Here is a 24,606-nt window from a genome sequence, read left to right as displayed (position 1 = left end):
GCCGCCGCTCACCGGAAAGGTTGCATCATGCGGGGTGAATTCTCCCTTGTGCGCCGGACCCCCCGGGCGCCAGGCCATGCAGGCGTCGCGGCATTCCGGGCATCATTCCGGGCGTCATTGCGGCACGAAACCTTCCGCATTGTCTCCTACTGTGGTCGTGCCGAAGGAGGAGGACGTGATGATCGAGCTGTCGTGGCCGCAGGTCAGTGCCAGGAGGCTGGAACGCGCCGGGCTGGCGGGATCGCCCGGCCCGGGGAGGCCGGACGAGATGGTGGCGGCCATGTGCGGCGCGCACGCCCAGGTCATGTCGGCCGCCGAGGCGTCCATCGGGCTGCGGCTCGACGGCGTCACGCGCTCCCATGTCCGTGATGCGCTGTGGGGCTCGCGCAGCCTGGTCAAGACGCACGGGCCGCGCGGCACCGTGCACCTGCTGCCCGCCCGTGACCTGCCGATGTGGGTGAGCGCGATGTCCTCGGTGCCGGTGGTGAACCGCGCGCCCGAGACCGTGCGGATGACCGCCGAGCAGACCGAGCAGGTGGTGGCGGCCGTCCGGGAGGCGCTCGCCGGGGCCGAGCTGACGATCGACGAGCTGAGCGAGGCGGTGGTCGAGGCCACCGGGCCGTGGGCGGGAGACCTGGTCATGCCCGCGTTCCAGGGCTGGTGGCCGCGGTGGCGGCAGGCGTTGCACCTGGCGGCGCACCGCGGCGCGCTCGTCTTCGGTCCCGTACGGGGCCGCAAGGTCACCTACACCGCCCCGCCGGACGCGCCGCCGGTGGACGACGGGCTGCACGGGCTGGTCAGGAGCTACCTGGCGGCGTACGGGCCTGCCACCCCGGCCGACTTCGCCACCTGGGCGGGCGGGCCCGTCACCTGGGCGGCGAAGGCGTTCGAGGGGGTGGAGACGGAGGAGGTGCTGTTCGTGGGGAAGCGGGCCCGGGTGCTCGCGGGCGACACGGCGGTGCCCGGGGAGCCGCCGCGCGGGGTGCGGCTGCTGCCGTACTTCGACGCGTACGTGGTGGCGGGGCGGCCCCGCGAACTCCTGTACCCGGGTGAGGCGGCGGTGCGGGCGCTGGCCGGCGGGCAGGCGGGGAACTTCCCCGTGCTGCTCGTGGACGGGAACGTCGGCGGCGTCTGGCACCAGCGGCGCTCGGGGAGCCGGATCGACGTCACGGTGGAGCCGCTGCGCGAGCTCACCTCAGCCCAGTCGCGCGAGCTGGACGAGCAGGTGCGGCGGCTGGGCGAGGTGATGGAGGGCAGGCCCCGCCTGACCATCGGCCCGGTCACCGTGGGAGCGCACGCCTGAAAGTTCCCTATCACTCCCTGGCATGGTGCATGATAGGGAGCGATATGGAGCAATACACCGTGGAGCAGGTGGCGACCCTGCTGGGCCTGCACGTCAAGACCGTGCGCAACTATGTGCGTGACGGGCGGCTGCCCGCCGTCCGGATCGGCAAGCGGTACCGGATCGCCAAGGAGGACCTCGCGGCGTTCACCGGCCGGCCGGTCGGCGCGCCCGCCCGGCCCCGGCGTGCCGAGGTGTCGAGCATCGTGCAGGTCGACGGCATCGCCAGGGCCGACCTGGACCGGGTCAGCACGATGGTCCTGGGCTCGCTGGCCGGCCGGCCGCACGGCCTGCGCGTGGAGTTCGTCTACGACGAGGAGCGCGAGCACCTCAAGGTCATCGTGCTGGGCGGGCTGGAGGACAGCGCCCAGGTCCTGCGCATCATCGACGCCCTGGTGAGGGACTGATGAGCGGGACCCACCCCTCGTCGGCGGGCGCGACAGCCTGCCCGACCCCCGCGACACCCGCCGCCGATGTACAGCTCCTGCTCCCCGCCCGGAGCCGACAGATCATGGACTTCCTGGAGACCCCGCATGCCTGACCACCGCATCCACCGCTACGACCCGCAAGATGGACCCCTGCGCGAGGTCCGCGACGTCCTCGACCTCATCGGCGAGGCGTGGTCGAGCAGCGCCACCTGGGTGGTCGTCCCGGCCGACAGCCTCCCGGACGGCTTCTTCACGCTGAGCACCGGCGTGGCGGGCGAGATCGCGCAGAAGTTCGTCAACTACGGCGTCGGCCTGGCCATCGTGGGCGACATCGCCCGCCACACCGAGGTCAGCTCCGCCCTGGCCGCCTGGGTGCTCGAATGCAACCGCGGCCGCCACATCGCGTTCCTGCGGGACGAGGCGGAGCTGGCGGCCCGCCACTGACGGCGGTCAGCCCGCCCGCACGGCCGCCTCGATGCCGTCCAGCAGCACGGCCAGGCCCACCGAGAACGTCTCGCTGACCCGATGCTCCAGGTAGGGCTCGCCCGCGCCGGGCCCGTCGTCGTCCGACTCGATCCACGTCACCATCGGGAACCGGTCGGCGAACCCCGGCGCCACCTCCTCCAGCAGGAACGAGCGCGCCTGCCACCACTCCTCGTCCGACACCCCGGTCTCGGACGGGGCCAGGCGCGACTCCGAGACGGTCTTCGCCGCCCCCCGTACGAAGTCGAACAGCAGCGCCACCACCCCGCGCAGCCGGCGCGGCCCGAGCCCGGTGGTGCGCAGGATCGCCACCACGCTCTCCAGCATCGCGAACTCGTTGGGCCCCAGCACCGGCCGCGCCTGCGACACCTGCAGCACCCACGGATGCCGCAGGTAGAAGGCCAGCGTGTGCTCGGCCCACGAGGCCACGGCGGGGCGCCAGCCGTCGCTCAGGTCGTAGCCGGCGGGCAGCTCGGCCAGGGCCCGGTCGTACATGAGGTCGACCAGCTCGCCCTTGCTCGGCACGTACGTGTACAGCGCCATCCCCGTGCGGCCCAGCCGCTCGCCGACCTTCCGCATGGACAGCGCCGCCATGCCCTCGCGGTCGGCCACCGCGATCGCGGCGTCGACGATGACGTCCACGCTCAGCCCGGGTTTGGGGCCCGGCCGGACCTCGCCCGGCTCGCCGCTGCGCCACAGCAGCGCCATCGACCGTCGCGCGTCACCCTGGCCTGCGTAGACGACCAACGCGGAAACTCCCCGTGCCGGACAATTCTTTACGGCATAAAGGCTATCAGCCTGCGGCTACTTCGCGGATCTACGGGCGGCCACGGCGGCGAGGTGCTCCCAGGCGGACTCGGGGCGGAGGGTCTCCTCCGGGTCGCCGAGGAACGGGTCGAGGACGACGGTCTCCGCGCCGAGCAGGCGGAGCTGTTCGAGGTCCTCCATGACCTGCCCGATGGTGCCCTCGCCGGCGAGCCGGTCCGGGCCCGTCACGGGCTCCGGAGTGATCCGCAGCACGATCCGCGGTGCCAGCGCCGGTGCGGGCCGCCCCTGCTCCTCGGCCAGGGCCGTCACCCGGGGCCACGTCTCGCGCAGCCACGACACGGTGTTCCTGAGCGGGTGCCACGCCTGGCCGAACCGCACCGCCCGGCGCAGGGCCGCGTCGCTGCCGCCGCCCACCCAGATCGGCACGCCGCCGGAGCGGTAGTCGCGCTCGTCGGCCCAGGCGGCGAGGATGGCGGCCAGGTGCTCGTCGGTCAGCCGGCCACGCCGCTCGTACGCGACGCCGAGCGCCTCGAACTCCTCCCGCGCCCAGCCCACGCCGACGCCCAGCACCAGCCGGCCGCCGCTGAGATCGTTGAGGTTGGCCGCCATGCGGGCGGTGAGCAGCGGGTGCCGGTAGGGGACGATCACCACCGTGGTGCCCAGCGAGATCGTGGAGGTGGCGCCGGCCAGCCAGGCGAGCGTGGTGAACGGCTCGTAGAACGGCGCGGGATATTTCGCGGCGACATCGGGGGTGATCACCACGTGGTCGGAGACCATGAGCAGGTCGAAGCCGAGCCCTTCGACCGTCAGGGCCCATTGCCGCAGGACGCCGGGGTCGGTGCCGGGGCCGAAGTTGGGGACGTTCACGCCTAGTCGCACCCGGCCAGGCTATCCAGCGATCACCCGGCGGGGGAAGCCCAGGCGTGGGCCGGACGCGCGCCGGTCCCGGCGCCCGTGCGGGCACCGGGACAGGTTCATGGCGTGAGGTCAGCCGCCGACGCCCACGCCGGCTCCCGGGCCGTACCCGTGGCCGACCCAGTTGCCGTTGCCGCTGTTGGGCCAGTTACCCCGCTCCCACCTCTCGACCTCGTTGCGCCCGTGATCGTGGTGTCCGCCCCACTTCCAGCCCCAGCCTGCGTGGTGGTTGCCCTTGCAGCCGTCGGCGTCGCGGGTGCCTGCGAAGACCCCGTGGTCGGTGACGTGGTGGTAGGTCGTGTCGTCGTTCACCCCGAGGGCGCAGTGCCTCGGGTAGGTGTGCGTCCAGTCGATCCAGATGTCGGCGGCCGCAGTGCCGGCTGTTCCGAACAGCGCGGCCGCGGTGAGCAGCGCACCGCCGGCGGCGATGAGGCTACTTCTCATGATCTCCCCCTGTAATCACGAAGTGACATCGGCCATCACTATACGTAGCGATCTTGTGGTGGCAAGACAGCGCCACGCCCGCTTTCGTCCAACAGGCGCCCGTTGACCGGCAAACTCGCAGCTGTCACCGGTCGCGGCCGTACGCGGAGACCGGCCGCATTGGCCCTGCTTGGTTCAGGGGGACTCGGGCAGGCTGCGGTGCCCGCCCCGGCCGCGTCCGCGGTGAAGGCGTGCCGGGTTCCGGGGACTCACGACGCGAGGAGCACCTCGGCACCCATGGGGACGTACCCGGCCGCGAGGAAGGCCCGTACGCTGGCCGCGTTCCCCGGCGCGACCTGCGCCCACACGGGTCCGGGGGCGACCTGCCTGGCCGCCCCGGCCAGCAGCCGGCCCAGCCCGCGCCCGCGGCGCGACGGGTCGACCTCGACCGCCGCCTCCCACCGCCCCGCCACCCCGCGCCCCACGGCCAGCAGGTCGCCGTCCCCGGTGGTCCACACGCGGACGGCGTCGCGGTAGCGGCGGGCCCGCGCCACCCGCGGATGGTCGCTGTCCGTGACCTCCTCCAGCCCGGCCGGGGGAGGGCCGGGCAGCGGCCCGGCCAGGGCGATGAGGTCGACACCGCCGGCCCGGCGCCCCGTCCGGCCGGCCAGGGCCTGGAGGAAGGGCGGGCAGAGGGGGGCGGACAGGTCGCCGGGCGGCAGCCGCTCGCGGACCCAGGCCGGCTCGACGTCGGCGAAGACCACCGTGTGCGCGGTGAAGGCGATGACGCCCACGTCGCGGGGTGAGGGCTGGGGCAGGATCGTCAGGCCGCCGTCCGCCGGGGGGAAGTGGCCGTGCTGGGCGTCGGTGAGGAGCTCCGTCAGGGATGTCATATAGATCTACATTGTAAAGGGCTCAGGTCCGCAGCGCGCGTACGGCGGCGAGGTAGGCGTGGATGGCGTCGCGGTTGCGTGCCAGGCAGTCGATGCGCTGCTGGATCCGGGCCGCCTCCGCCTCCAGCAGGTCGGCCAGCTCCGGCGTGAGGCACTGCGGGTGGAGGTGGATCTCGTCGGGCCGCTCCAGGAACGGCAGGATCCGGCGGATGATCTCCGTGGTGAGGCCCGAGTCGAGCAGGCCGCGGATCTGCTGGACCCGGTAGACCGCCGACTCGGGGTAGTGGCGATAGCCGTTGCCGGCGCGTTCGGGGTGCAGGAGGTCCTGCTCCTCGTAGTAGCGCAGCATGCGGGTGGGTACGCCCGTGCGCTGCGACAGCTGCCCGATCCTCATGGTGTGCCTCGGTCGTGCCGGGATTTGCCTTCACATTGATGTGAAGGTTTCAGCATGGTCGCATGTCTGATGTGGCGATCGCCAGTCCGGCCCGGGTGCGCGCGACGATGCCCTGGCCGGGGCTGCTGGCACTGTTCTCGGCGGCGTTCACGGCGGTGATGACGGAGTTGCTCCCGGCGGGGCTGCTGCCGCAGATCGCGGGCGCCCTGGGGGTGTCCGAGGGGCGGGCCGGGTTCCTGGTGACGGCGTACGCGGTGGCGTCGTTCCTGGCGGCCATCCCGGTGACGGCGGTGTTGCGCGGCCTCGACCGGCGGCCGGTGCTGGTCGGGGTGCTGGCCGGGTTCGCCGTGCTGAACGCGGTGACCGCGCTGTCATCGTCGTACGCGGTGACGTTCGGGGCGCGGGTGCTGGCCGGGGTCATGGGCGGGGTGCTGTGGGCCATGCTGGTCGGGTACGCGGCCCGGATGGTGCCGGCCGAGCGGCGGGGCCGGGCGATCGCGATCGTCTCGGCGGGCATCACGGTGGCGTTGTGCGCGGGGATCCCGGCGGGGGCGGCGCTGGCGTCGGTGTCCGGGTGGCGCTGGGCGTTCGGCGGGCTGGCGGGGGCGGCGCTCGTACTGATCGCGTGGGTGTGGTGGCAGGTGCCGAACTTTCCCGGCGAGAAGGCGGCGGCGCGGGTGCCGTTGCGGCGGGTGGTGGTCATGCCCGGGGTGCGCACCTCGCTCGGGGTGACGTCGCTGGTGCTGGTGGGGCACCAGGCGGTGTACACGTACCTGGCGCCGCTGGCGCGGGAGCGGACGAGCGTGGTGCTGCTGGTGTTCGGGGTCGGGACGGTGGCCGGGATCTGGGTGGTCGGGGCGGTGATCGACCGGTTCCTGAGAGGGGCGCTGGTGGTGGTGCTGGGTGTCGTGGCGGGGGCGATGGCCGTCCTGGGGGCCTTCGGGGGGACCGGGGGCGTGGTGGTCGGGGCGGCGGCGCTGTGGGGGATGGCGTTCGGGGGCGTGCCGACGTTGCTGCAGACGGCGCTGGTGAACGTCGCGGGCGCGGGGAACGCCGACGTGGCGACGTCCCTGCAGACGACCGTGTACAACGCCGGCATCGCGGCCGGGTCGCTGGCCGGCGGGGTGGTGCTGGAGGGCGCCGGGGCGGGGGCCCTGCCATGGACGGCGTTCCCCCTGGTCGCGGCGGCCCTGGTGATCGTGGTGGGGGCGCGGCGGCACGCGTTCCCGGTCAGAGGCCGTGCCTGGCCAGGGGCTCGACCAGCTCGCGCTCCTCGTACGACAGGTGGGACAGCAGGCTGTCGGTGAGCAGGTCCACGGCGGCGCGCAGGCCGGTCAGGCCGGCCGGGTCCGTGACGAAGGCGACCAGGGCGCGGTCGACCTGTTCGAGGACCTTGTGGATGGCGTGGTGCTCCTCCCGGAGGCGGTCGAGGACGGGGGCGAGGCCGGGCTCCGTGCGGCGCAGCTGGGGGAAGAGCATCGCGTCCTCGGCGGAGTGGTGCATCGTGACCAGGCGGCAGTAGGACTCGCAGTAGGCGCCCAGGGTCCAGTTGTTCTGGCGCATCGTCATGGTGCTGATGTGCGAGCGGGCCGCGCCCGGGTCGAGCACCCCGGCGGCGACCTGGTCGGCGAGGTCGCGCAGCTGGGCCAGCTCGGCGCGCAGGTGGTCGTGGACGTCGATGAGGTGCCGGCCGTTGGCCCGCTCCCTGGCGGTGTAGGGCCTGCCCGGGTCGGGGCGGGGGGCGGTGGGGCGGGTGCTCTCGTCCCAGACGCGGACGTCGGTCAGCCGTACGCCGTCGTCCGGCGTGGGGGTGATGCCCAGCGCGGCGCCCTCGGGGAGTGCGGAGTCCTGGAGGCCGCCGGCGGGCGTGCCCGCGGCGCGCGGGTGGGCCGGGGCGCGTCCGGGGGCGGCGGCGCCAGGGGTTGCCGGGGCGCGTTCGGCGGGAGCGGTGGGGACGGCCGAGGCGCGTTCGGCGGCGACGAGCTCGCGTACGGCGGGGGCGGTCTCCGCGGCGAAGCGCTCGATGCGGCGCGGATCGTCGGCCATCAGCGTGAAGACGCTGATCCCGTGCAGCAGGGCGAGCTCGGCGAGCTGCTCGGGCGGCAGCTCCTAGGACAGGTTGAGCAGGCGGCGGATGTCGGCGGGCGAGCGGCCCGCCTCCGCGGCGGCCTCGTCGACGATGGCGTTGCCCGCGGCGATCTCCTCGAAGCTCCGGAAGCGGGGCAGCGAGGGCAGCCACCCGTCGGCGAGCCGGCCGGTGAGGCGGAGCATGCGCGGCTTGTACGCGCCCAGCCAGATGCCGATGTCGTGGGCCGGCCGCGGGCCCCGTCCGGCGCCGTCCACCCGGTGGTGCTCGCCGTGGTGCCGGATGCCGCCGGGGGCGTCGGTGTCCCACGCGGCGCTGATGATCTGGATGCCCTCCTCGAGCGCGTCCACGGCCTGGCCCGGGCTCAGGCGGGGCGCGCCCATGGAGGCGATGGCGTCCCAGTAGCCACCGGCGCCCAGGGCCAGCTCGAAGCGCCCGTGGCTGAGCAGGTCCAGGCTGGCGGCGGCCTGCGCGAGCATCGCGGGCGGCCGCAGCGGCAGCGGGTGCACGTTGCCCGCCAGCCGGATCCTCTCGGTGGCGGCGGCGACGTAGCTGAGCAGCGTCCAGGCGTCCAGCAGGGCCGGCTGGTACGGGTGGTCCTGGAAGGTGACGAGGTCGAGCCCCGCGCGCTCGGCGAGCCGGGCCCGGGCCACGACGTCGTCCGCCTGCCGGGCGACGGGCACCAGGTTGGCGCTGAAGAGCAGATCGTGGCCGTAGTCGGGCACGGGTGGCTCCCATTAGTTTGTGTTGCGAACAGTTGGTTGTACGAAGAAATTAGTTCGTCTCGCGAACAACTGTCAACTAGACTCGGGCCCGTGGTCACCACGAAGGAACCGGTCCTGCCGCTCACCCACGCGCTCGTACGGCTGGCGCACCTGGTGCAGCAGGTGTTCGGGGAGGTCAGCCGCGAGCACGACCTGACGCCGCAGCAGGCGCAGCTGCTCTGCCTGCTGGTGGACGGGCCGGTGGGGATGGGCGAGCTGAGCCGCGCGCTGCACCTGGAGAAGTCGAGCCTGACCGGGCTCGTGGACCGGGCCGAGAAGCGGGGGCTGGTGGCGCGCACGCGTGACCCCGGAGACCGCCGCGTCTGCCTGATCGAGCTGACCCCGGAGGGGACGCGGGTCGGGGTGCTGGCGCACGAGGAGGTGGCGCGGCGGCTGGAGACGCTGGCGGGCGACCTGCCGGACGAGCACCGGGACCTGCTGGCCGCGGCCATCGGCGGCCTCCTGACCGCGCACGCCACGCGGGACGGCGGGGCGTCCTAGCCGCACTTAGCCGGAGGGTTCGACGGCCTCGGCGACCCTCCGCATCCTCCGTCCTGCACGCGGAGGGCCACCCACTGCGGTCAGGGACCGAAGACGTCCGCCAGGAAGCCCGTCAGCGCCCGCGTCACCTCGGCGGGACGCTCCACGGGCGGCAGGTGGCCGGTCTCCGGCAGATCGATCCGGCGGGCGCCCGGGATGCCCGCCGCGAGCAGGCCGGAGACCTCCTGGATGCCGGGCACGTCCGCCAGCCCGTTGATCACCAGCGTGGGGGCGGCGACCTCGTGCAGGCGGGTGGCGGCGGGCGGGTCGAGGAGGCGTTCGGCGGACCTGGGGCCGGTCCAGGAGCGTTCGAACACCAGCCGGCACATCTCCACCGCCGCCGCCCACACCTCGCCGGAGAGCGCCTCGCGGCCGCGATCGGGGCCCGCGACCTGCCACAGCGTGTGCGCCTCGGCCATCGCGCGCACGTCGCCGGGATCCACGTGCCCGGCCGTGCCCGCGCGGTAGCGGGCCAGGCGGTCGGCCGGCACCGAGGAGTGCACCCGCTCGGCGGCCTGCTCCAGCATCTCGCGCGGCCACTGGTGACCGGCCAGGCCGGAGCAGATCAGGGCGAGCCCGGCGACCCGCGACGGCGCGGCGAGGGCGGCCTCGACGGCGTAGGCCCCGCCCATCGAGCAACCTGCCAGCACCGCCCGCTCCACCCCCAGCGCGTCCATGACCGCCAGCAGGTCCTCGTGGTGGCACACCTCGCCCTCCGCGTCACCGGACAGGCCGTGGCCGCGCCAGTCGTAGCGGATCACGCGGTAACGCCGCGCCAGCGCCCTGAACTGGTGCTCCCACATGCGCATGTCGGCCACCCCGGCGTGCACGAACACGACGGTGCCCGGCGGTGTGCCGGGCCCCGCGTCCTCGTACGCGATCTTGATGTCGTCCACGATCGGCATGCCCCGAACGCTAGTGCGGCGGCGGGCCGCGCGGCCCGCCTGTTCGCCAGGGGCACAGCTCCGGCGGGGGAGGCGGCTCCCCCGCGTGGGGGAGCCGGGAGGGTGCGGGCCGGTGACAGGGTCGACGGGTGAAGATCGCGGACGCGGGCATCGCGTGGACCGGACTGTACGTGGCCTCGAAGGTCGTCTTCGCCCTGGAGGGGCGGCTGGGGGTGACCGGCGGGCCGAGGGTGTCGCCGGACGCCTACCTGGCCTACGGGCCGGGGGAGGTGGCGTTGGCCCAATGGGGCAACGCGGGTGCCGGGGTGCTGGTCATGGTGATTCTGCTGGCCGGGCGGCTCCGGATCCGGCGGCGGTGGCCGTACGCGGGGGTGCTGACCGCGCACTGGCTGTGCGCGGCCGTGGCCGCGGCCGGGGCGGCGGGCATGCTCGGCGGCGCGGCGCTCACGGACCGCGGGGGCGCGGCCTTCGGCGCGTACTGCGCCGGGTGGGCCGCGCTGCTCCTCCTCGCGGCCCGTGACCTGCGGCGCAGGGGTGTTACGCGTAGTCCGGCGTCATGACGGCGGCCAGGGTGAGGTGGGAGGCGGCCTCCTCGTGCCGGCCCTGCCGCTGCAGCGTGCGGCCCAGGAGGTGGCGGGCGTAGGAGTCGTCCGGCGACTCGGCCACCAGCGACTCCAGCGCCGCGCGCGCCCGGTTGAGCTGGGCCGAGGCGAAGTACGCCCGCGCCGCCAGCAGCCGCACGCCGCGGTCGTCCCCGTGCTCGGTCACCAGGGGCCGCAGCAGCGTGAGAGCGCCCAGGGGGTCGCGCTGGTCGAGCAGCGACTCGGCCCGGCGCAACCGCTCCACCTCCGCGGGCAGGCGGCGCGGAGCGTGCCGGCTCGCCTCCTCCAGGAACTCCCTGATCGTCTCCGGCGGCTGCGCGCCCTCCAGCGCCAGGTCACCGGCCACGATCGTGGGCGAGGTCCGCACGCCCTTGGCCTTGCCGACGAGCAGCAGCTCCCGCACCAGCTCGGCCCCGGGCAGCGTCTGGCGCGCGGGATCCGGCTCGCCGGTGTAGCCCGCCTCCTCCGCCAGATCCGCCTCGGCGGCGATCGCGGTCAGCACGGCGAGGTCGCTGATGTCCTGGAAGTCCACGAAATGGGCCCGCAGCACCCGCTCCACGACCCGGCCCTGCAGCTCGGCGCCGCCCTTCTCGTACGCCAGCGCGATCAGCCGGTGCGCCTCCAGCGTGCTCGCCCGCCACTCGGAGCCCCACTGCGGCCCCAGCCCCTCGGCGGCGGCCACCTCGGCCACGCGCTCCCGGTTCTCGGCCGGGGACAGCCCGGGCGAGCAGGTGCGCAGCGCCTCGTCGGCCACGGGGTCGAGCAGCACCTGCGCCATCGGCACGGCGCGCGCGGGCGCGGACGGGTCGATCTGGTACGGCCGCCAGACCACCTCGACCGGCTCCCCCTCCCAGGAGGCGAGCGCCTTCTCCAGCCGCCGCTTGCCGATGTGGGCCCACCCGCAGACGACATCCGCCCAGATCTCAATTCGCATGCCATCAAAGTATGCGACAAATGTCTATTAGTCAACACATGTCGTATATGCAATGAATGTCGTATAGTTGCGGTTGTGAACTCGGACGATCCGCGCGCGCAGCGCACCCGTACCCGGCTGAAGGCGGCGGTGCTGGAGCTGGCCGCGCAGCAGGAGCTCGCCACCATCACGGTGTCCGCGCTGGCCAAGCGCGCGGAGGTGAACCGGGCGACGGTCTACCTGCACTACCCCGACGTGGACTCGCTGATCACCGACGCGATGGAGGAGGCCGTCGCCGCGGTCGCCAGGGCGGCCGCCCTGTGCCCCCTCGACGCCCCCCGCGACCGGGCCCCCGACCCGCTGGGCGAGCTGTTCGAGCACGTGGCCGGCAACGCCACCATGTACGCGCGAATGCTCGGCCCCCACGGCAGCGCCCGCTTCGCCGCGCGCATGCGCGAACGCCTCACCGCCGAGCTGTCCGGCCGCTTCGCCGGCGGCAGCCGCCCCGCCGGGTGGGACGACGTCCCCGTCGACGTGCACGCCGCCTACCTGGCCGGGGCCCTCGTCGGCGTGCTCGCACACTGGGTGGCCGGGGAGCGGCCCGAGCGCACCGACGAAGCGGCGCTGGCGTTCTGGCGGCTCTTCCGCAACGGCTGCCAGGCCGTCCAGGGAGGATGACGGCCGGTCTGGCCTGGAGGGGGGCGGTAGTTCAGGGGGATGGCCGCGGTCCTACCATTTGTGCTGTCGAATGTCCGATAATGTCCCCGATTGACATCGCCATTGATGGGGGTTCGTATGCGCCTCGCCAAGGTCTGTGCCGCCGCTTCCGGGCGAGGGCGTACCACGTCGTAGCAGGTCGCCGTCGGGATCGTGCCGGCGGGCGAATGCTCCTCGCCTGAAGCGGTCGCTCGCATAACCGACCGTTTCTCCCCTTACTCCTGCGAGGAGCTCTTTTGCGTGCCTCCATGTCCGCGCGCCTCGGCGCGGACTTCTCCAAGCTGTGGACGGCCTCGGCCGTGTCCAACCTCGGCGACGGCATCACCATGGCCGCCGGGCCCCTGCTCGTCGCCTCCCTCACCGCCGACCCCGCGCTGGTGGCCGGCGCCGCGTTCGCGCAGCAGTTGCCGTGGCTGCTGTTCGCGCTGGTCAGCGGCGCGTACGTGGACCGGGTCGACCGCCGCCGGCTCATCGTGGCCGTCAACCTGCTGCGCGGACTGGTGCTCGGCGCCCTGGCCGTCTCCGTGGCCACCGGCTCGACCGGCATCCCGGTCATCTACCTGGCGTTCTTCCTGCTCGGCGTGGGCGAGACGCTGGCCGACACCGCCTCGGCGGCCCTGCTGCCCGCCATCGTGCCGCCGGAGCGGCTGGCCTCGGCCAACGCGCGGCTGATGGCCACGTTCACGGTCGTCAACCAGTTGCTGGCCAAGCCCGTGGGCGCCGGGCTGTTCGCCGCGTCGGCGGCGCTGCCGTTCGGGGTGGACGCGGTGTCCTTCGCGGTGGCCGCGGCGCTGGTGGCGACCGTACGGCCGGCGCCCGCGCGGCCGTACGAGCGGGGCGGCGGGCTGCGCGCCGAGATAGCGGCCGGGCTGCGCTGGTTGTGGCGGCACCGGCTCATGCGCACGCTGGCGCTCGCCATGGGGCTGGCCAACGTCGTGTTCTGCGCCGCGTTCGCCGTCTTCGTGCTCTACGCGCGCGAGCGGCTGGGACTGTCCGAGATCGGGTACGGGGTGCTGCTCACCACGTTCGGGGTGGGCGGGCTCGTCGGGACGGGGCTCGCGGCCCGGCTGGAGGACCGGCTCGGGGCGACGGCCCTGCTGCGGGCCGGGCTCGTCGTCGAGGCCGTCACCCACGGCGTGCTGGCCGCCACCACCGTGCCGCTCGTGGCCGGGGCGGTGCTGGTCGTGTTCGGGATCCACACCATGGTGTGGGGCGTGATCGTCACCACCCTGCGGCAGCGGATCGTGCCCGCCGGGCTGCTGGGGCGGGTGGCGAGCGTGAGCGCGCTGTTCGACTACGGTGGCGCGGCCATCGGGTCGCTGCTGGGCGGCCTGCTCGCGCGCACGTGGACGATCACGGCACCGTACTGGCTGGCCTGCGCCGCGACGGCGGCCATCGCGGCAGCCGCCTGGCGCCCGCTCGCCCTGGCCCGCCCGTCATGATCGCCTCCACCCACCCCGGCCCGCCCGGCACGGTCGCGCCCGCCCGCCGCGGCCGGCGCCGCGTGATCCCGCCTGCGCGCCACGGCCCGCGCCGGGCGGCCCCGTCCGCACGGTTCACCCGGCGCCGGGTGAACCCGTCCGCACAGGTCGCCCCGCGCCGGGTGACCCCGTCCGCGCGGTTAGCCCCGCGCGCCGGGTGATCGAGCCCGCCCCGCCCTACCTTCCCCTTTGTCCACGTCAAGGTGAATTCAGCCATGCTCCCCGATGCCCTCAGAACGGCCCTCGACCAGACCCTGGCCCGCTTCTCGCCGCAGGAACTGTCCGACTCCGCGGCCAAGCTCACCGAGCGCTACCGCACCGGCGCCGCCACCGGCCTGTCCACCGGCGGCAACCACCTGCGCTCGCGCGCCGACATCGCCGCCTACGCCGCCTACCGCATGCCCGCCACCTACGCCGCCGCCGCCACAGCCATGCGCCAGGCGGCCACGCTGACCCCCGGCTTCGAACCGCGCAGCCACCTCGACGCCGGCGGCGGCACCGGGGCGGCGATCTGGGTGGCGGGCCAGATATGGCCGTCCCTCGAGAAGGTGACGGTCATCGAACACGACCCCGACATCATCGACCTGGGCCGGCGCCTGGCCCGCGGCTCGGCGGCCCTGCGGGACACGACCTGGCGGCGCGCCTCCATCACCCCAGGACTCGACCGGCCTTCGGCCGACCTGGTCACCATGTCGTACGCCCTGGGCGAGCTCCCCGAGAACGAACGCCCCGACGTCGTACGCTGGCTGGCCGAGGACGCCGCCATGGTGATCATCATCGAGCCCGGCACCCCGGCCGGCTGGGCCACCGTCTCCGCCGCCCGCGACGTCCTGGCCGCCCGCGGCCTGACCATCGTCGCCCCCTGCCCCCACGACGGCCGCTGCCCGATCGAGCCGGGCCGCGACTGGTGCCACTTCTCCGTACGCCTGCCCAGAACCGCCCTGCACCGCCGCGTCAAGGCGGGCACCCTCAGCTTCGAGGACGAGAAGTTCTCGTACGTGGCCGCCACCACCACCGCCTGGCCCCGCCCCGCCGCACGGGTCCTGCGCCATCCGCAGAAGCGCAAGGGCCTGGTCTCCCTGCGCCTGTGCACGGAGGGCGACGGCATCCGCGACGTGCTCGTCTCCAAGCGGCAGGGCGACCTCTACCGCCGCGCCAGGGAGGTGGACTGGGGCGACGACTGGCCCGGCACCGCCTCGTAGCCGGCCCCCGCCTCGTAGCCGGCCCCCGCCTCGTAGCCGGCCCCCGCCTCGGCCGCCCGCAATTGTCGTCCCTTACCGCCGCGTCCGCCGCGCGTTTCCGGCCCGCAAACCTTAGGCCTGCACAAGACCAAGCAGGATTGTCCGTTTTATGGGCATATGCGTGTTTTGGTATGCCAGCCGAGGGCATGGACGAACCGGCTGAAGGGGCCGGTCAGAGGCGGGAGTCGACGGGGCCGGTAGGTAAGGAGCATGCCATGAAGGACACGGGCAAGGTGGCGTTGGCGGCCATCGGCGGCTACTGCCTGGGCAGGCAGCGCAAGCTGCGGATGGCGATCGCCCTGGCGAGCGCCGGCGCCGTGCGCAAGATCCGGCGGGACCGCGGCGGGCTGGTGGAGCAGGGGCGCACAGCACTCAGCTCCTCCCCAGAGCTCGCCGACCTGACCAGCCGGCTCAAGGGCGAGCTGCTGGACGTGGCGAAGGCCGCGGCCGTCGCGGCGGTCACCAAGCAGATCGAATCCCTCACCGCGAGGCTGAACGAGCAGACCGAGACGCTCGGCCAACCGGAGGCGGGGGAGCGGGCCCAAGAGGACGAGAACGCCGAGCAGGAGGCATCCGAGCAGAAGCCCAAGGCGCGGGTGCCGAAGCCGCGCGCGCCGAAGCTGCCCAGCCGGACGGTCGGGGAGCAGGCCCGGGCACGGATGCCGGGCGCCGGGCGCAAGCGGTCGTCCACATCGAGAGGGACAGGGGAGTGAAGGGCGATGACCCAGGCCACGAAACTGACGGACAAGGCCGTCAGCCAAGGGCAGCAGGCCGCAGAGAGCACACCAGCGGGTAAGGCGATGCCGGAGCTGCCGACCGGGCAGCTCACCTCCGCCCTGCAGGACCTCACGATGGCCCTGGCGCAGCGGGCGCTGACGGCGACGACCGGCAAGATCGAGGGGCTGACCGGGCGGCTCGGTGAGTACGCGGAGGGCAGCGGATCGAACCTCCTCGGCGCGATCACCGGCTCGGACAAGTCGATCGCGGGTTCGACGCTCGCCGGCGCGGCGAAGGGGGCGTTGAAGGGCATCTTCAGCAGGAAGGGCAAGGGGAAGAACAAGGGCGGCAAGAAGCTCAAGGTCACCAACATCGTCGAGACGATCGACATCGGGGCTCCGCGCCGGATCGTCTACAACCAGTGGACCGAGTTCCAGGACTTCGCCAACTTCATGAAGAAGGTCGAGAACGTCAACCAGGAGTCGGACGAGAAGCTGGCCTGGAAGGCGCAGATCTTTTGGTCGCACCGTACGTGGAAGTCGACCATCCGCGAGCAGATCCCCGACGAGCGGATCATGTGGCGCTCCGAAGGCGACAAGGGTTACGTCGACGGCGCGGTGAGTTTCCACGCGCTCACCCCTGACTTCACCCGCGTCATGGTGGTCCTGGAGTACCACCCGAAGGGGCTCTTCGAGTACACGGGCAACCTCTGGCGCGCCCAGGGCCGCCGGGCCCGGCTGGAGCTCAAGCACTTCGCCCGGCACGTCATGACGCAGGTCATGCTGAAGCCGGACGAGATGGACGAGAGCGGCTGGCGGGGCGAGATCCGCGAAGGCAAGGTCGTCAAGGACCACGAGACGGCCCTCGCCGAGGAACGCGAGGAGGCCGAACCGGGCGAGGAGGAAGAGCCCGAGGAAGGCGAGCAGGCCGAGTACGAGGAGGAGCCCGAAGAGGGCGAGGAAGCCGAGTACGAGGAGGCCGAGGAAGAGCCCGAGGAGGAGGAGCCCGAAGAGGGCGAGGAGGCCGAGTACGAGGAGGCCGAGGAGGCCGAACCGGGCGAGGAGGAGCCCGAGGAAGGCGAAGAGGCCGAGTACGAGGAGGAAGAGGAGGAGCCCGAGGAGGGCGAGGAAGCCGAGTACGAGGAAGAGGCCGAAGAGGAAGAGGAAGAGCCCGAGGAGGAGCCCGTGGAGGCGGCCCCGCGGAGCCGCACCCCCGCCCGGCCGAGGCGCGGCGAGCAGGGCGCACCGTCCCGCCGCCGCTCACCCGCCCGCAGGTGACCGGCGATCACCTCGTCCTTTGCCTGGCGGCCCGGCGAGTGTCGGGCCGCGCGAGGCCTGCCGGCTCCTCCAGCGGCTCCTCCAGTGGCGAGGTGCTCACTTCTTCCGGGTGGATTCGTGCAGCCCGCCGATCGGCGGAACGCCCCGGAAGCGTGCGATGGTGCCGGTTGCCGGTGCCCGCCGATCGTGGCCGGGCACCGGGTGTGGCGGTGCTCGCCGTGTTGTGGTCGCGCTCGGCACGTACGGCCGTCGTGGGCCGCGTGAGCTCTGCCGCGCCGCACCGAGCGGGACAGGCGCGCACCGGCCGCTGGGTGGGCGCGACGGGCTGGTCGTTGCGTGATCCCACGCGAGAAGGCCTTCGGCCACCGCCGGGGGTCAGGCGTCGGTCGAAGTCCTGAGGGCGCTGCCCGCCAGCCACTCCTCCCACGACTTGGTCCAGGGCGTCGGCCCGTTGCCGAACCTGAGCTTGCGCGACGTCCCCCTGACCTTGATGATGTCCCCCCGCTGGGTGAAGTTGTAGAACCAGCGGGCGTTGGACGTGCTGGCGTTCACGCATCCGTGGCTGACGTTGCGGTTGCCCTGCGCGCTGGTCGACCAGGGTGCGGCGTGGAAGAACATGCCGCTGTAGGTCATCCGGACGTTCCACTTGGTGTGGTGGAGATACTCGCCCGGGATGCCGACGGTGGCCGAGTCCATGAGGAAGTCCGCCGCCTTCTCCTGGGCGATCATGGTGCCGGAATAGCTCTCGTAGCCCGGCTTGCCCAGGCTGACCGGGATGGTTTTGACGACCTCGCCGTTCTTGCGCACGACGGCCCGGTGGGTCTTGTTGTGGATCGTGGTGATGTGCTCGGGGCCGACGGTGAAGGTCACGGTACGGTCCTTGGTGCCCCACAGGTTCCGGCCGATCCGGAGGCCGGCCAGGTGGGCGACCACCGTGACCTTCTCGCCGGTCGGCCAGTATTCGCGCGGCCGGAACTGCACCTCCCGGTCGCTCACCCAGCTCCACGTGCCCTCGACCGGCTTGGACATCTGGACCGTCAGCGACCGCTCGACCGCGGCCCGGTCCTTCTGCTCGGTCACCGGCTTCGACAGCAGGAGCTGGATCGGCATCCCGATGCCGACCTTCTCGCCGTCCAGCGGCGCCATGCCGCTCTCCAGCACCCGCTGCGGCTTCAGCGTGGTGAACGCGGCCCGCTTCGTGATCACCTGCGTGCCGTCGGGGCTGGTGGCCCGCGCGCTCACCGTGTACGCCGTGGCCGGCTTCAACGGCCACCTCGGCCGCCACGTCCCGTCCGCGCCCAGGCTCCCGCTGACCTCGCGCCCCTTGGCGTCGGCGACGGTCAGCTCGGTGACCTTGCCGTCGGTGACCCTGACGCCGATCCCGGTGTCCGGCGGGACCTTCTTCGTGCCGTCAGCCGGCGTGAGGGACAGTTGGGGCGGCGGGACGTGCGCCTGCGGCCTCTGCGGCGGGCTGCTGGAGCCGCCCGAGGTGCATCCCGCGGTCACGAGCAGCACCACCGTGAACGTGCTGACGAGTATGGTGCCGCCGTTCCGCATCGTCGATGCCTCCAATTCTCCTGACACATAGGCATATTTCGGACTAGGTAGCCCCTTGGTGAGACGAGGAGTGTTATCCCCGTAACTGACAGTAATCATGCCGAGATTCTCGGACCGGTGGCGCGATGGTCGGCGATCATGTGAAGAACCCCGAGATGCCCCGGCGCAGACTAAAACCAATCAAGATTGACATAGAAGGCGGGGGAGTGGTTGGGTGCCAGTGACAGCACTCCCGCCTCCTGAAAGGCCGCCGGCCGTGAGCATCGAGTTCCTGCTGACCTCGCTCGTCATCGTCGTCACCCCCGGCACCGGCGTGCTCTACACGCTGGCGGCCGGGCTGTCCCGCGGCGGGCGGGCGGGGGTCGTCGCCGCGTTCGGCTGCACGCTCGGCATCGTGCCGCACATGGCCGCCGCCGTCACCGGCCTGGCGGCGCTGCTGCACGCCAGCGCCGTCGCCTTCCAGGTCATCAAGTACGCGGGCGTGGCGTACCTGCTCTACATGGCCTGGAACACCCTGCGCGAGCGTGGCGCGCTCAGCGTGGAGGGGGAGTCCGAGCCGCGCCCGGCGGCCAGGGTGATCGCCGACGGTGTGCTCGTGAACATCCTCAACCCCAAGCTGTCGATCTTCTTCTTCGCGTTCCTGCCGCAGTTCGTCAGCGCCGGCGAGCCGGCCGCGCTGGCGCGCATGCTGGAGCTGAGCGGCGTGTTCATGCTGCTGACGTTCGTGGTCTTCGCCGGGTACGGCCTGTGCGCCGCCGCCGTCAGGAACCAGGTGATCTCCCGGCCCAAGGTGCTGACCTGGATGCGGCGCGGGTTCGGGGCGGCGTTCGTGGCGCTGGGGGCCAAGCTGGCGCTGACCGGGCGGTGAGCCGGGCCCGGAAATCGGGAAAGATCGCATTCCGGTCCGCCGCCCGCGCCATCCTTGGAGGGTGCAGACGACAAACCTCCTTCACTCCCTCTACGCCCGGCGCCTGCGGCGGCACGTCATGGCGGGCCCGCTGCCCCGGCACGTCGGCCTCATCATGGACGGCAACCGGCGCTGGGCCAGGCAGATGGGCATGGCCAACCCGAGCATCGGCCACAAGTACGGCGCCGAGCACATCGAGCACGTCCTGTCGTGGTGCGAGGGGCTCGGCATCCGGCACGTGACCGTCTTCCTGTGCTCGACGGAGAACCTGCAGCGCCGCGGCGACGAGGAGGTGGCCTTCCTGCTGCGGGTGATCGAGCAGATGGTCACCGACCGCTTCGACCGCCCCGACGCCCGCTGGCGCGTCCACGTCGCCGGAATGCTCGACATCCTGCCCGACACCACGGCCCGGGCGCTCAAGAGCGCCGTCGAGGCGACCCGCACCTGCGAGACGGGGTTCCACCTCACCCTGGCCATCGGGTACGGCGGCCGCCAGGAGGTCATCGAGGCCCTGCGCGAGCTGCTGTACGAGCGGGCCGAGGCCGGCCAGTCGATGCTGGAGCTGGCCTCCGACCTGTCCGTGGACGACATCGCCCCGCACCTCTACACGGCCGGGCAGCCCGACCCCGACCTGGTCATCCGGACCAGCGGCGAGCAGCGCATGTCCAACTTCCTGCTCTGGCAGTCCGCCTACTCCGAGCTGTACTTCTGCGAGGCGTACTGGCCGGCGTTCCGCGAGATCGACTTCCTGCGCGCGCTGCGCAGCTTCGCGGCCCGCCAGCGCCGTTACGGCGGCTGACCCGCGGTTAACCGGTTGCCCGGAGGCGGGTGCGACTGGTGGGGTGTGCGGGTGAATCGAGATAAAGTGCTCGCACTCTTCGACCGGGAGCTGCGGCGCGAGGCCGCCCCCGACGGCCCGGAGAGCAAGGTCGAGCGGGTCGGCGACGTGGTCCGCCAGGTGGGTCCCGAGCACGCCTGGAACGGCGTCATCTGGTCCGGCCTCGGCCCCGGTGACGCCGACGCGGCCATCGCCGAGCAGGTGCGGTTCTTCGGGGCCCTGGGACGGGCGTTCGAGTGGAAGCTGTACGACCACGACCGGCCCGCCGACCTCGACCGCCGCCTCCTGGCCGCCGGCTTCACCGCCGAGCCGGCCGAAACGCTCATGATCGCCGAAGCCGCCCCGATCGCCGGCGCGGGCGTGGTGGTGCCGGACGGCGTCCGGCTGGAGCCGGTGAGCGGCCGGGACGGCGTCGAGCGGCTGGCCGGCGTGCACGAGATCGCCTTCGGCGCCACCCACGACCACATCAGGGAACGCCTGCCCGCCCAGCTCGCCACCGGGACCGTCGTCGCCGTCCTCGCCCTGGCCGGCGACGTGCCCATCAGCGCGGCCCGGATGGACCTGCACCCCGGCACCCGGTTCGCCGGCCTGTGGGGCGGCGGCACCGTACCGGAATGGCGCGGGCGCGGCGTCTACCGCGCGCTCGTGGCCTACCGGGCCCGTGAGGCGGTCGCGCGCGGCTACGACTACCTGCAGGTGGACGCCTCCGACCAGAGCCGCCCCATCCTGGCGCGGCTCGGCTTCACGCCGCTCACCACGACGACGCCGTACGTCCATCCGTGAGTACCCTTGACTGACCTGCCACACCCCATCACCCACGAGGAGACCGGCACGTTGCCCGCGATGAACCCCCGGGAGCTCGGCCTGCTGGCCGACTGCGAGAGCTGTTTCGGGCTGTGCTGCGTCGCCCTGCCGTTCTCGGCCTCGGCCGACTTCGCGGTCGACAAGGACGCCGGGCAGCCCTGCCACAACCTGCGCGACGACTTCCGCTGCTCGATCCACGAGCGGCTCAGGGAGCGCGGGTTCACGGGATGCACGGTGTTCGACTGTTTCGGGGCCGGTCAGAAGGTCTCGCAGGTCACGTTCGAGGGCCGCGGCTGGCGGGAGGCGCCGGGGACGGCGCGGCAGATGTACGCGGTGTTCCCGGTCATGCGGCAGCTGCACGAGCTGCTGTGGTATCTGGCGGAGGCGCTGACGGTGGAGGCCGCCCGGCCGATCCACGCCTCGGTGGCCGAGGCCCTGGAGGAGACGGAGCGGCTCACCCGGGAGAGCGCCGACGTGCTGGAGAAACTGGACGTCGCGGCGCATCGGGCCCGGGTCAACGAGCTGCTCCTGCGTACGAGCGAGCTGGCGCGGGCCGGGCACGACGGCAAGGAGCGGCGCGGCGCGGACCTGATCGGGGCCCGGCTGAGGGGCGCCGACCTGCGGGCCGCCAACCTGCGCGGGGCCTATCTGATCGGGGCCGACCTGAGGGGCGCCGACCTGCGGCAGGCCGACCTGATCGGGGCGGACCTGCGGGGCGCCGACCTGTCCGGTGCCGACCTGACCGGCGCCGTCTTCCTCACCCAGGCCCAGGTCAACGCCGCCAAGGGCACCCCTGCCACCCGCCTGCCCGCCGCGCTCACCCGGCCCGCCCACTGGACGGCGGAGGGCCCGGGGGAGAAGCGGGGAAACGCCACACGCCCATCCCCGGCCACGCCCCGCCGCCCCCGGCGCCGCCGCTGACGCATCCGTCCGCCGCCCTCGCCCGCCGTCCCCGCTGACGCATCCCCCCGCCGCCGTCACCCGCCGCCGGTGGTGTCCCCCAGCGACTCCAGCAGGTCGCGCAGCGTGCGCGCGAGGTCCTCGCGGCGCTCCCCGGAGAGCGCGGCCAGCACCCGGTGCTCCGTCGCCAGGTGGTCGGGCAGCACCCGTTCGATCAGCGCGTAGCCCTCCTCGGTGAGCGTCACGTGGACGCCGCGCCCGTCGGACTCGCTCGGCGTGCGCTTCACCAGCCCGCGCGACTCCAGGCGGTCCAGCCGCTGGGTGACCGCCCCCGACGTGACCATGGACGCCCGCATCAGCTCGGCGGGCGTCAGCCGGTGCGGCGGTTCGCTGCGGCGCAGCGTGGCCAGCACGTCGAACGAGGCCCGGTCCAGCCCGTGCGCCGCGAACGTGCGGCACAGCTCCGCGTCGATCAGCCGGTGCAGCCGCGAGAGCCGCCCGATGATCCCCATCGGGGAGACATCCAGGTCGGGCCGCTGGGCGTGCCATTGCTCCAGGACGAGGTCGACGTGATCAGCCACCGCTCCAGCCTACCGATGTCTTAGCGCTGAGGTAAATCACGTGACAAGTCGCTTAGTGCTGAGATACTTTGTCTTAGTGCTAAGCAATCGCATGGGAATCGTCCTCGTGACCGCGCTGACCCCCGCCATCTGGGGGACCACCTACCTGGTCACCACCGAGCTGCTGCCGCCCGGCCGCCCCCTCCTGGCCGCCGTGATCCGGGCCCTGCCCGCCGGTCTCCTCCTCGTCGCCATCACCCGCCGGCTGCCGAAGGGCGTCTGGTGGTGGCGGGCCCTGGTGCTGGGCGCGCTGAACATCGGGGTGTTCTTCGCGTTGCTGTTCGTGGGGGCGTACCGGCTGCCCGGCGGGGTGGCGGCGACCGTCGGCGCCATCCAGCCGCTGCTGGTCGCCCTGCTGGCGGCCGGGCTGCTCGGCGAGCGGCTCACCCTGCGCACCACGCTGGCCGCCGTGGCGGGCGTGGCCGGGGTCAGCCTCCTCGTGCTGCGCGCCGACGCGCGGCTGGACGCGCTCGGGGTGGCCGCCGCGCTCGGGGGCGCCGCCGTCATGGCCGCCGGGGTCGTGCTCAGCAAGCGGTGGCAATCGCCCGCCCCGCTGCTGGCCTCCACCGGCTGGCAGCTCGTCGCGGGCGGCCTGCTGCTGCTCCCGGTGGCCCTGCTGGTCGAGGGCCCGCCGCCGGCCGCGCTGACCACCGCGAACCTCGCCGGGTACGCCTACCTCACCCTCATCGGGGCCGCCCTCGCCTACGCCCTGTGGTTCAGGGGGCTGCGGGTGCTGTCGGCCACCAAGGTCACGTTCCTCGGCCTGCTCAGCCCCGTCGTGGCCACCGCGCTCGGCTGGCTCGTGCTGGGCCAGGACCTCACCGCCGCCCAGGCGCTCGGCGCGCTCGTCGTGCTGGCCGCCCTCGTCGTCGCCCAGCTCCAGCCCTCCCGGCCGCGCGCGCTGCCTCGGGCGTCCTCGAACCCCGCCCCCGTGGTGGCCCGTCGCCCCGGCCTGGTTCACGGTGGCGTATCGGACGAATAGGGTCGTGGATCACCGATCGCGAGCATTGGAGGAGAGCGGCATGACCATCACCGCGTACACCGTGACAGACCCCGTCGCCGAGCACGGCGAGGGACCCGTGTGGTCCGGCCGGTGGGGTGGCCTGCGGTGGGTGGACATGCTGGCCGGCGACGTGCTCGCGCTGGGCCCGGGCGGCGAGGTGCGCCGCCGCCACGTCGGCGCGGTGGCCGCCGTCGTACGCCCCCGCGCCTCCGGCGGCTACCTCGTCGCCGCCGAGCGCGAGCTGCTGCTGTCCGATTCCGACGACCTGGACGCCCCGCTGCGCTCCCTGGGCGAGGCGTGGACCGACCCCGCGATCCGCATGAACGAGGGCGGCTGCGACCCCGACGGCCGCTTCTACATCGGCAGCATGGCCTACGACGCCGCCCCGGGGCGCGGCTCGTTCTACGTGGCCGGGTCCGGGGGCGGGCTGAGCGTGGTGCTGCCCGGGGTGACGATCTCCAACGGGTTCGGCTTCAGCCCGGACGGGCGGCTGGCCTACTACGCCGACACCGTGACCGGGCGCGTGGACGTGCTCGACTATGACCCCGAGGGCGGGCTGACGGGGCGGCGGCCGTTCGCCGTCGTGGACCCGGAGCGGGGCGCGCCCGACGGGCTGACGGTGGACGCCGAGGGCGGCGTGTGGGTGGCGCTGTGGGAGGGCGGGGCCGTGCACCGGTACGACGCCGGCGGGCGGCTCGACGCCGTCATCACCCTGCCGGTACGCAAGGTCACGGCGGTCACGTTCGGCGGCGAGGACCTCGACCGGCTGTTCGTCACCACCTCCGCGCTCGGCGTGGACCGCGCGGAGCAGCCCGAGGCGGGCGCCGTCTTCGCGGCCGACCCCGGCGTCCGCGGCCTCCCGGTGCTGCCGACCACCCTCTGACGAAGCTGGTGGGGGGCGACGTCCAGCGCGCGCCCGCGGACGGGAAGGGCCGTCTGCGGCGTCAGCCGGCTTTCCGGCGAGCGGCCGGGGTGCCGGCGTGGGCGTCGCCCATTGCTTGGACAGCTCATCCGGGCCCGGCGGTTCCATCGATTCGATGATCCATTGACAGAGCGGCGACGCGGGCGCGCGCACCGCCTGCTCGACC

28 protein-coding genes are annotated in these 24,606 nt (G+C 73.3%); 17 read left to right on the top strand and 11 right to left on the bottom strand.

What is annotated here, in order from left to right; genetic code table 11:
• Positions 1–178 precede the first annotated feature (178 nt).
• The 3 genes from ACTWPW_RS39350 (at position 179) to ACTWPW_RS39340 (ending at position 2,214) form a co-directional block, all read left to right on the top strand.
• Positions 179–1,303 carry a winged helix DNA-binding domain-containing protein gene (locus tag ACTWPW_RS39350; RefSeq protein WP_443171679.1) on the top strand — a complete coding sequence of 375 codons (1,125 nt, stop codon included), beginning with the start codon at positions 179–181 and terminating at the stop codon, positions 1,301–1,303.
• Positions 1,304–1,347: 44 nt separating this feature from the next.
• Positions 1,348–1,749 (top strand): helix-turn-helix domain-containing protein, encoded by a 402-nt coding sequence (locus ACTWPW_RS39345; protein WP_375112041.1) that lies wholly within the window; start codon positions 1,348–1,350, stop codon positions 1,747–1,749.
• Between the two features lie 126 nt (positions 1,750–1,875).
• Complete coding sequence (locus ACTWPW_RS39340) at positions 1,876–2,214, top strand: DUF4180 domain-containing protein (RefSeq protein ID WP_443171662.1); 339 nt, start codon at positions 1,876–1,878, stop codon at positions 2,212–2,214.
• 6 nt (positions 2,215–2,220) lie between these two features.
• On the opposite strand, the gene ACTWPW_RS39335 is transcribed toward ACTWPW_RS39340, so the two are convergent.
• The 5 genes from ACTWPW_RS39335 to ACTWPW_RS39315 all read right to left on the bottom strand — a co-directional run bounded on the left by ACTWPW_RS39335 (position 2,221) and on the right by ACTWPW_RS39315 (position 5,646).
• Positions 2,221–3,000: a TetR/AcrR family transcriptional regulator gene (locus ACTWPW_RS39335; protein ID WP_364133434.1), complete on the bottom strand. Its 780-nt coding sequence runs from the start codon at positions 2,998–3,000 to the stop codon at positions 2,221–2,223.
• A 57-nt stretch (positions 3,001–3,057) separates the two neighbouring features.
• Positions 3,058–3,900, bottom strand: coding sequence for an LLM class flavin-dependent oxidoreductase (locus ACTWPW_RS39330; protein ID WP_375112043.1), 843 nt, complete (start codon positions 3,898–3,900; stop codon positions 3,058–3,060).
• 108 nt (positions 3,901–4,008) lie between these two features.
• The gene (locus ACTWPW_RS39325; protein WP_375112044.1) at positions 4,009–4,380 is read right to left on the bottom strand and encodes a hypothetical protein; all 372 of its coding nucleotides are present in this window, start codon (positions 4,378–4,380) and stop codon (positions 4,009–4,011) included.
• A gap of 248 nt (positions 4,381–4,628) precedes the next feature.
• Positions 4,629–5,252 carry a GNAT family N-acetyltransferase gene (locus tag ACTWPW_RS39320; RefSeq protein ID WP_443171661.1) on the bottom strand — a complete coding sequence of 208 codons (624 nt, stop codon included), beginning with the start codon at positions 5,250–5,252 and terminating at the stop codon, positions 4,629–4,631.
• Positions 5,253–5,274: 22 nt separating this feature from the next.
• The gene (locus ACTWPW_RS39315; RefSeq protein WP_375112046.1) at positions 5,275–5,646 is read right to left on the bottom strand and encodes a MerR family transcriptional regulator; all 372 of its coding nucleotides are present in this window, start codon (positions 5,644–5,646) and stop codon (positions 5,275–5,277) included.
• Positions 5,647–5,708: 62 nt separating this feature from the next.
• Between ACTWPW_RS39315 and ACTWPW_RS39310 the strand changes: the two genes are divergently transcribed.
• On the top strand, positions 5,709–6,953 hold the full coding sequence (locus ACTWPW_RS39310; protein ID WP_375112047.1) for an MFS transporter: 1,245 nt from the start codon (positions 5,709–5,711) through the stop codon (positions 6,951–6,953).
• On the opposite strand, the gene ACTWPW_RS39305 is transcribed toward ACTWPW_RS39310, so the two are convergent.
• Entirely contained in the window at positions 6,877–7,692 is an 816-nt protein-coding gene (locus ACTWPW_RS39305) for a hemerythrin domain-containing protein (RefSeq protein WP_443171660.1), read from the bottom strand. The two genes, ACTWPW_RS39310 and ACTWPW_RS39305, sit on opposite strands and share 77 nt — an antisense overlap.
• A 63-nt stretch (positions 7,693–7,755) precedes the next feature.
• Entirely contained in the window at positions 7,756–8,457 is a 702-nt protein-coding gene (locus ACTWPW_RS39300) for an LLM class flavin-dependent oxidoreductase (RefSeq protein ID WP_443171659.1), read from the bottom strand.
• 90 nt (positions 8,458–8,547) lie between these two features.
• On the opposite strand from ACTWPW_RS39300, the gene ACTWPW_RS39295 reads away from it, so the two are divergent.
• Positions 8,548–8,997: a MarR family winged helix-turn-helix transcriptional regulator gene (locus ACTWPW_RS39295; protein WP_443171658.1), complete on the top strand. Its 450-nt coding sequence runs from the start codon at positions 8,548–8,550 to the stop codon at positions 8,995–8,997.
• An 80-nt stretch (positions 8,998–9,077) separates the two neighbouring features.
• On the opposite strand, the gene ACTWPW_RS39290 is transcribed toward ACTWPW_RS39295, so the two are convergent.
• The gene (locus ACTWPW_RS39290; RefSeq protein ID WP_375112050.1) at positions 9,078–9,941 is read right to left on the bottom strand and encodes an alpha/beta fold hydrolase; all 864 of its coding nucleotides are present in this window, start codon (positions 9,939–9,941) and stop codon (positions 9,078–9,080) included.
• Between the two features lie 128 nt (positions 9,942–10,069).
• Here ACTWPW_RS39290 and ACTWPW_RS39285 point away from each other — a divergent pair, with 128 nt between their 5' ends.
• On the top strand, positions 10,070–10,501 hold the full coding sequence (locus ACTWPW_RS39285; protein WP_375112051.1) for a hypothetical protein: 432 nt from the start codon (positions 10,070–10,072) through the stop codon (positions 10,499–10,501).
• Here the strand turns inward: ACTWPW_RS39285 and ACTWPW_RS39280 are convergent.
• Positions 10,479–11,477, bottom strand: a complete 999-nt coding sequence (locus tag ACTWPW_RS39280; RefSeq protein WP_375112052.1) for a DsbA family protein — start codon at positions 11,475–11,477, stop codon at positions 10,479–10,481. The two genes, ACTWPW_RS39285 and ACTWPW_RS39280, sit on opposite strands and share 23 nt — an antisense overlap.
• A 75-nt stretch (positions 11,478–11,552) precedes the next feature.
• On the opposite strand from ACTWPW_RS39280, the gene ACTWPW_RS39275 reads away from it, so the two are divergent.
• The 5 genes from ACTWPW_RS39275 to ACTWPW_RS39255 all read left to right on the top strand — a co-directional run bounded on the left by ACTWPW_RS39275 (position 11,553) and on the right by ACTWPW_RS39255 (position 16,889).
• Entirely contained in the window at positions 11,553–12,134 is a 582-nt protein-coding gene (locus ACTWPW_RS39275; RefSeq protein ID WP_375112053.1) for a TetR/AcrR family transcriptional regulator, read from the top strand.
• A 287-nt stretch (positions 12,135–12,421) separates the two neighbouring features.
• Entirely contained in the window at positions 12,422–13,615 is a 1,194-nt protein-coding gene (locus ACTWPW_RS39270) for an MFS transporter (RefSeq protein WP_443171657.1), read from the top strand.
• Positions 13,616–13,869: 254 nt separating this feature from the next.
• On the top strand, positions 13,870–14,856 hold the full coding sequence (locus ACTWPW_RS39265) for a small ribosomal subunit Rsm22 family protein (RefSeq protein WP_443171656.1): 987 nt from the start codon (positions 13,870–13,872) through the stop codon (positions 14,854–14,856).
• Positions 14,857–15,110: 254 nt separating this feature from the next.
• On the top strand, positions 15,111–15,608 hold the full coding sequence (locus ACTWPW_RS39260; protein ID WP_375112056.1) for a hypothetical protein: 498 nt from the start codon (positions 15,111–15,113) through the stop codon (positions 15,606–15,608).
• 6 nt (positions 15,609–15,614) lie between these two features.
• Positions 15,615–16,889, top strand: a complete 1,275-nt coding sequence (locus tag ACTWPW_RS39255) for an SRPBCC family protein (protein ID WP_443171655.1) — start codon at positions 15,615–15,617, stop codon at positions 16,887–16,889.
• Between the two features lie 375 nt (positions 16,890–17,264).
• Here ACTWPW_RS39255 and ACTWPW_RS39250 read toward each other — a convergent pair whose 3' ends face one another.
• Positions 17,265–18,461 carry an Ig-like domain-containing protein gene (locus tag ACTWPW_RS39250; RefSeq protein ID WP_443171654.1) on the bottom strand — a complete coding sequence of 399 codons (1,197 nt, stop codon included), beginning with the start codon at positions 18,459–18,461 and terminating at the stop codon, positions 17,265–17,267.
• Positions 18,462–18,702: 241 nt separating this feature from the next.
• Here ACTWPW_RS39250 and ACTWPW_RS39245 point away from each other — a divergent pair, with 241 nt between their 5' ends.
• The 4 genes from ACTWPW_RS39245 (at position 18,703) to ACTWPW_RS39230 (ending at position 21,916) form a co-directional block, all read left to right on the top strand.
• Positions 18,703–19,314, top strand: coding sequence for a LysE family translocator (locus ACTWPW_RS39245; protein WP_443171653.1), 612 nt, complete (start codon positions 18,703–18,705; stop codon positions 19,312–19,314).
• A gap of 118 nt (positions 19,315–19,432) precedes the next feature.
• Positions 19,433–20,152, top strand: coding sequence for a polyprenyl diphosphate synthase (gene uppS, locus ACTWPW_RS39240; protein WP_364133079.1), 720 nt, complete (start codon positions 19,433–19,435; stop codon positions 20,150–20,152).
• Between the two features lie 51 nt (positions 20,153–20,203).
• Positions 20,204–20,974: a GNAT family N-acetyltransferase gene (locus tag ACTWPW_RS39235; protein ID WP_443171652.1), complete on the top strand. Its 771-nt coding sequence runs from the start codon at positions 20,204–20,206 to the stop codon at positions 20,972–20,974.
• A 60-nt stretch (positions 20,975–21,034) separates the two neighbouring features.
• Positions 21,035–21,916 carry a pentapeptide repeat-containing protein gene (locus ACTWPW_RS39230; protein ID WP_443171678.1) on the top strand — a complete coding sequence of 294 codons (882 nt, stop codon included), beginning with the start codon at positions 21,035–21,037 and terminating at the stop codon, positions 21,914–21,916.
• A gap of 56 nt (positions 21,917–21,972) precedes the next feature.
• Here the strand turns inward: ACTWPW_RS39230 and ACTWPW_RS39225 are convergent, their stop codons facing one another.
• Complete coding sequence (locus ACTWPW_RS39225) at positions 21,973–22,476, bottom strand: MarR family winged helix-turn-helix transcriptional regulator (protein ID WP_443171651.1); 504 nt, start codon at positions 22,474–22,476, stop codon at positions 21,973–21,975.
• A 91-nt stretch (positions 22,477–22,567) separates the two neighbouring features.
• On the opposite strand from ACTWPW_RS39225, the gene ACTWPW_RS39220 reads away from it, so the two are divergent.
• On the top strand, positions 22,568–23,497 hold the full coding sequence (locus ACTWPW_RS39220; protein ID WP_443171650.1) for an EamA family transporter: 930 nt from the start codon (positions 22,568–22,570) through the stop codon (positions 23,495–23,497).
• Between the two features lie 40 nt (positions 23,498–23,537).
• Positions 23,538–24,401, top strand: a complete 864-nt coding sequence (locus ACTWPW_RS39215; RefSeq protein WP_443171649.1) for an SMP-30/gluconolactonase/LRE family protein — start codon at positions 23,538–23,540, stop codon at positions 24,399–24,401.
• The last annotated feature ends 205 nt before the right edge of the window (positions 24,402–24,606 follow it).

Origin of the sequence: Nonomuraea sp. KM90 (genome assembly GCF_052246675.1) — a bacterium.
Classification (GTDB): domain Bacteria; phylum Actinomycetota; class Actinomycetes; order Streptosporangiales; family Streptosporangiaceae; genus Nonomuraea.
Note: the sequence above shows the minus strand (reverse complement) of the source record. Positions and strands in the feature narration are given on the sequence as shown.

Excerpts from the sequence above, each read along its gene's own strand:
- ACTWPW_RS39350 (WP_443171679.1), top strand. The coding sequence starts at position 179 with ATGATCGAGCTGTCGTGGCCGCAGGTCAGTGCCAGGAGGCTGGAACGC.
- ACTWPW_RS39315 (WP_375112046.1), bottom strand. The coding sequence starts at position 5,646 with ATGAGGATCGGGCAGCTGTCGCAGCGCACGGGCGTACCCACCCGCATG.
- ACTWPW_RS39280 (WP_375112052.1), bottom strand. The coding sequence starts at position 11,477 with ATGCGAATTGAGATCTGGGCGGATGTCGTCTGCGGGTGGGCCCACATC.
- ACTWPW_RS39220 (WP_443171650.1), top strand. The coding sequence starts at position 22,568 with ATGGGAATCGTCCTCGTGACCGCGCTGACCCCCGCCATCTGGGGGACC.
- ACTWPW_RS39270 (WP_443171657.1), top strand. The coding sequence starts at position 12,422 with ATGTCCGCGCGCCTCGGCGCGGACTTCTCCAAGCTGTGGACGGCCTCG.
- ACTWPW_RS39290 (WP_375112050.1), bottom strand. The coding sequence starts at position 9,941 with ATGCCGATCGTGGACGACATCAAGATCGCGTACGAGGACGCGGGGCCC.
- ACTWPW_RS39265 (WP_443171656.1), top strand. The coding sequence starts at position 13,870 with ATGCTCCCCGATGCCCTCAGAACGGCCCTCGACCAGACCCTGGCCCGC.
- ACTWPW_RS39310 (WP_375112047.1), top strand. The coding sequence starts at position 5,709 with ATGTCTGATGTGGCGATCGCCAGTCCGGCCCGGGTGCGCGCGACGATG.
- ACTWPW_RS39305 (WP_443171660.1), bottom strand. The coding sequence starts at position 7,692 with ATGGCCGACGATCCGCGCCGCATCGAGCGCTTCGCCGCGGAGACCGCC.
- ACTWPW_RS39345 (WP_375112041.1), top strand. The coding sequence starts at position 1,348 with ATGGAGCAATACACCGTGGAGCAGGTGGCGACCCTGCTGGGCCTGCAC.
- uppS (WP_364133079.1), top strand. The coding sequence starts at position 19,433 with ATGGCGGGCCCGCTGCCCCGGCACGTCGGCCTCATCATGGACGGCAAC.
- ACTWPW_RS39340 (WP_443171662.1), top strand. The coding sequence starts at position 1,876 with ATGCCTGACCACCGCATCCACCGCTACGACCCGCAAGATGGACCCCTG.
- ACTWPW_RS39255 (WP_443171655.1), top strand. The coding sequence starts at position 15,615 with ATGACCCAGGCCACGAAACTGACGGACAAGGCCGTCAGCCAAGGGCAG.
- ACTWPW_RS39230 (WP_443171678.1), top strand. The coding sequence starts at position 21,035 with ATGAACCCCCGGGAGCTCGGCCTGCTGGCCGACTGCGAGAGCTGTTTC.
- ACTWPW_RS39320 (WP_443171661.1), bottom strand. The coding sequence starts at position 5,252 with ATGACATCCCTGACGGAGCTCCTCACCGACGCCCAGCACGGCCACTTC.
- ACTWPW_RS39215 (WP_443171649.1), top strand. The coding sequence starts at position 23,538 with ATGACCATCACCGCGTACACCGTGACAGACCCCGTCGCCGAGCACGGC.
- ACTWPW_RS39325 (WP_375112044.1), bottom strand. The coding sequence starts at position 4,380 with ATGAGAAGTAGCCTCATCGCCGCCGGCGGTGCGCTGCTCACCGCGGCC.
- ACTWPW_RS39260 (WP_375112056.1), top strand. The coding sequence starts at position 15,111 with ATGAAGGACACGGGCAAGGTGGCGTTGGCGGCCATCGGCGGCTACTGC.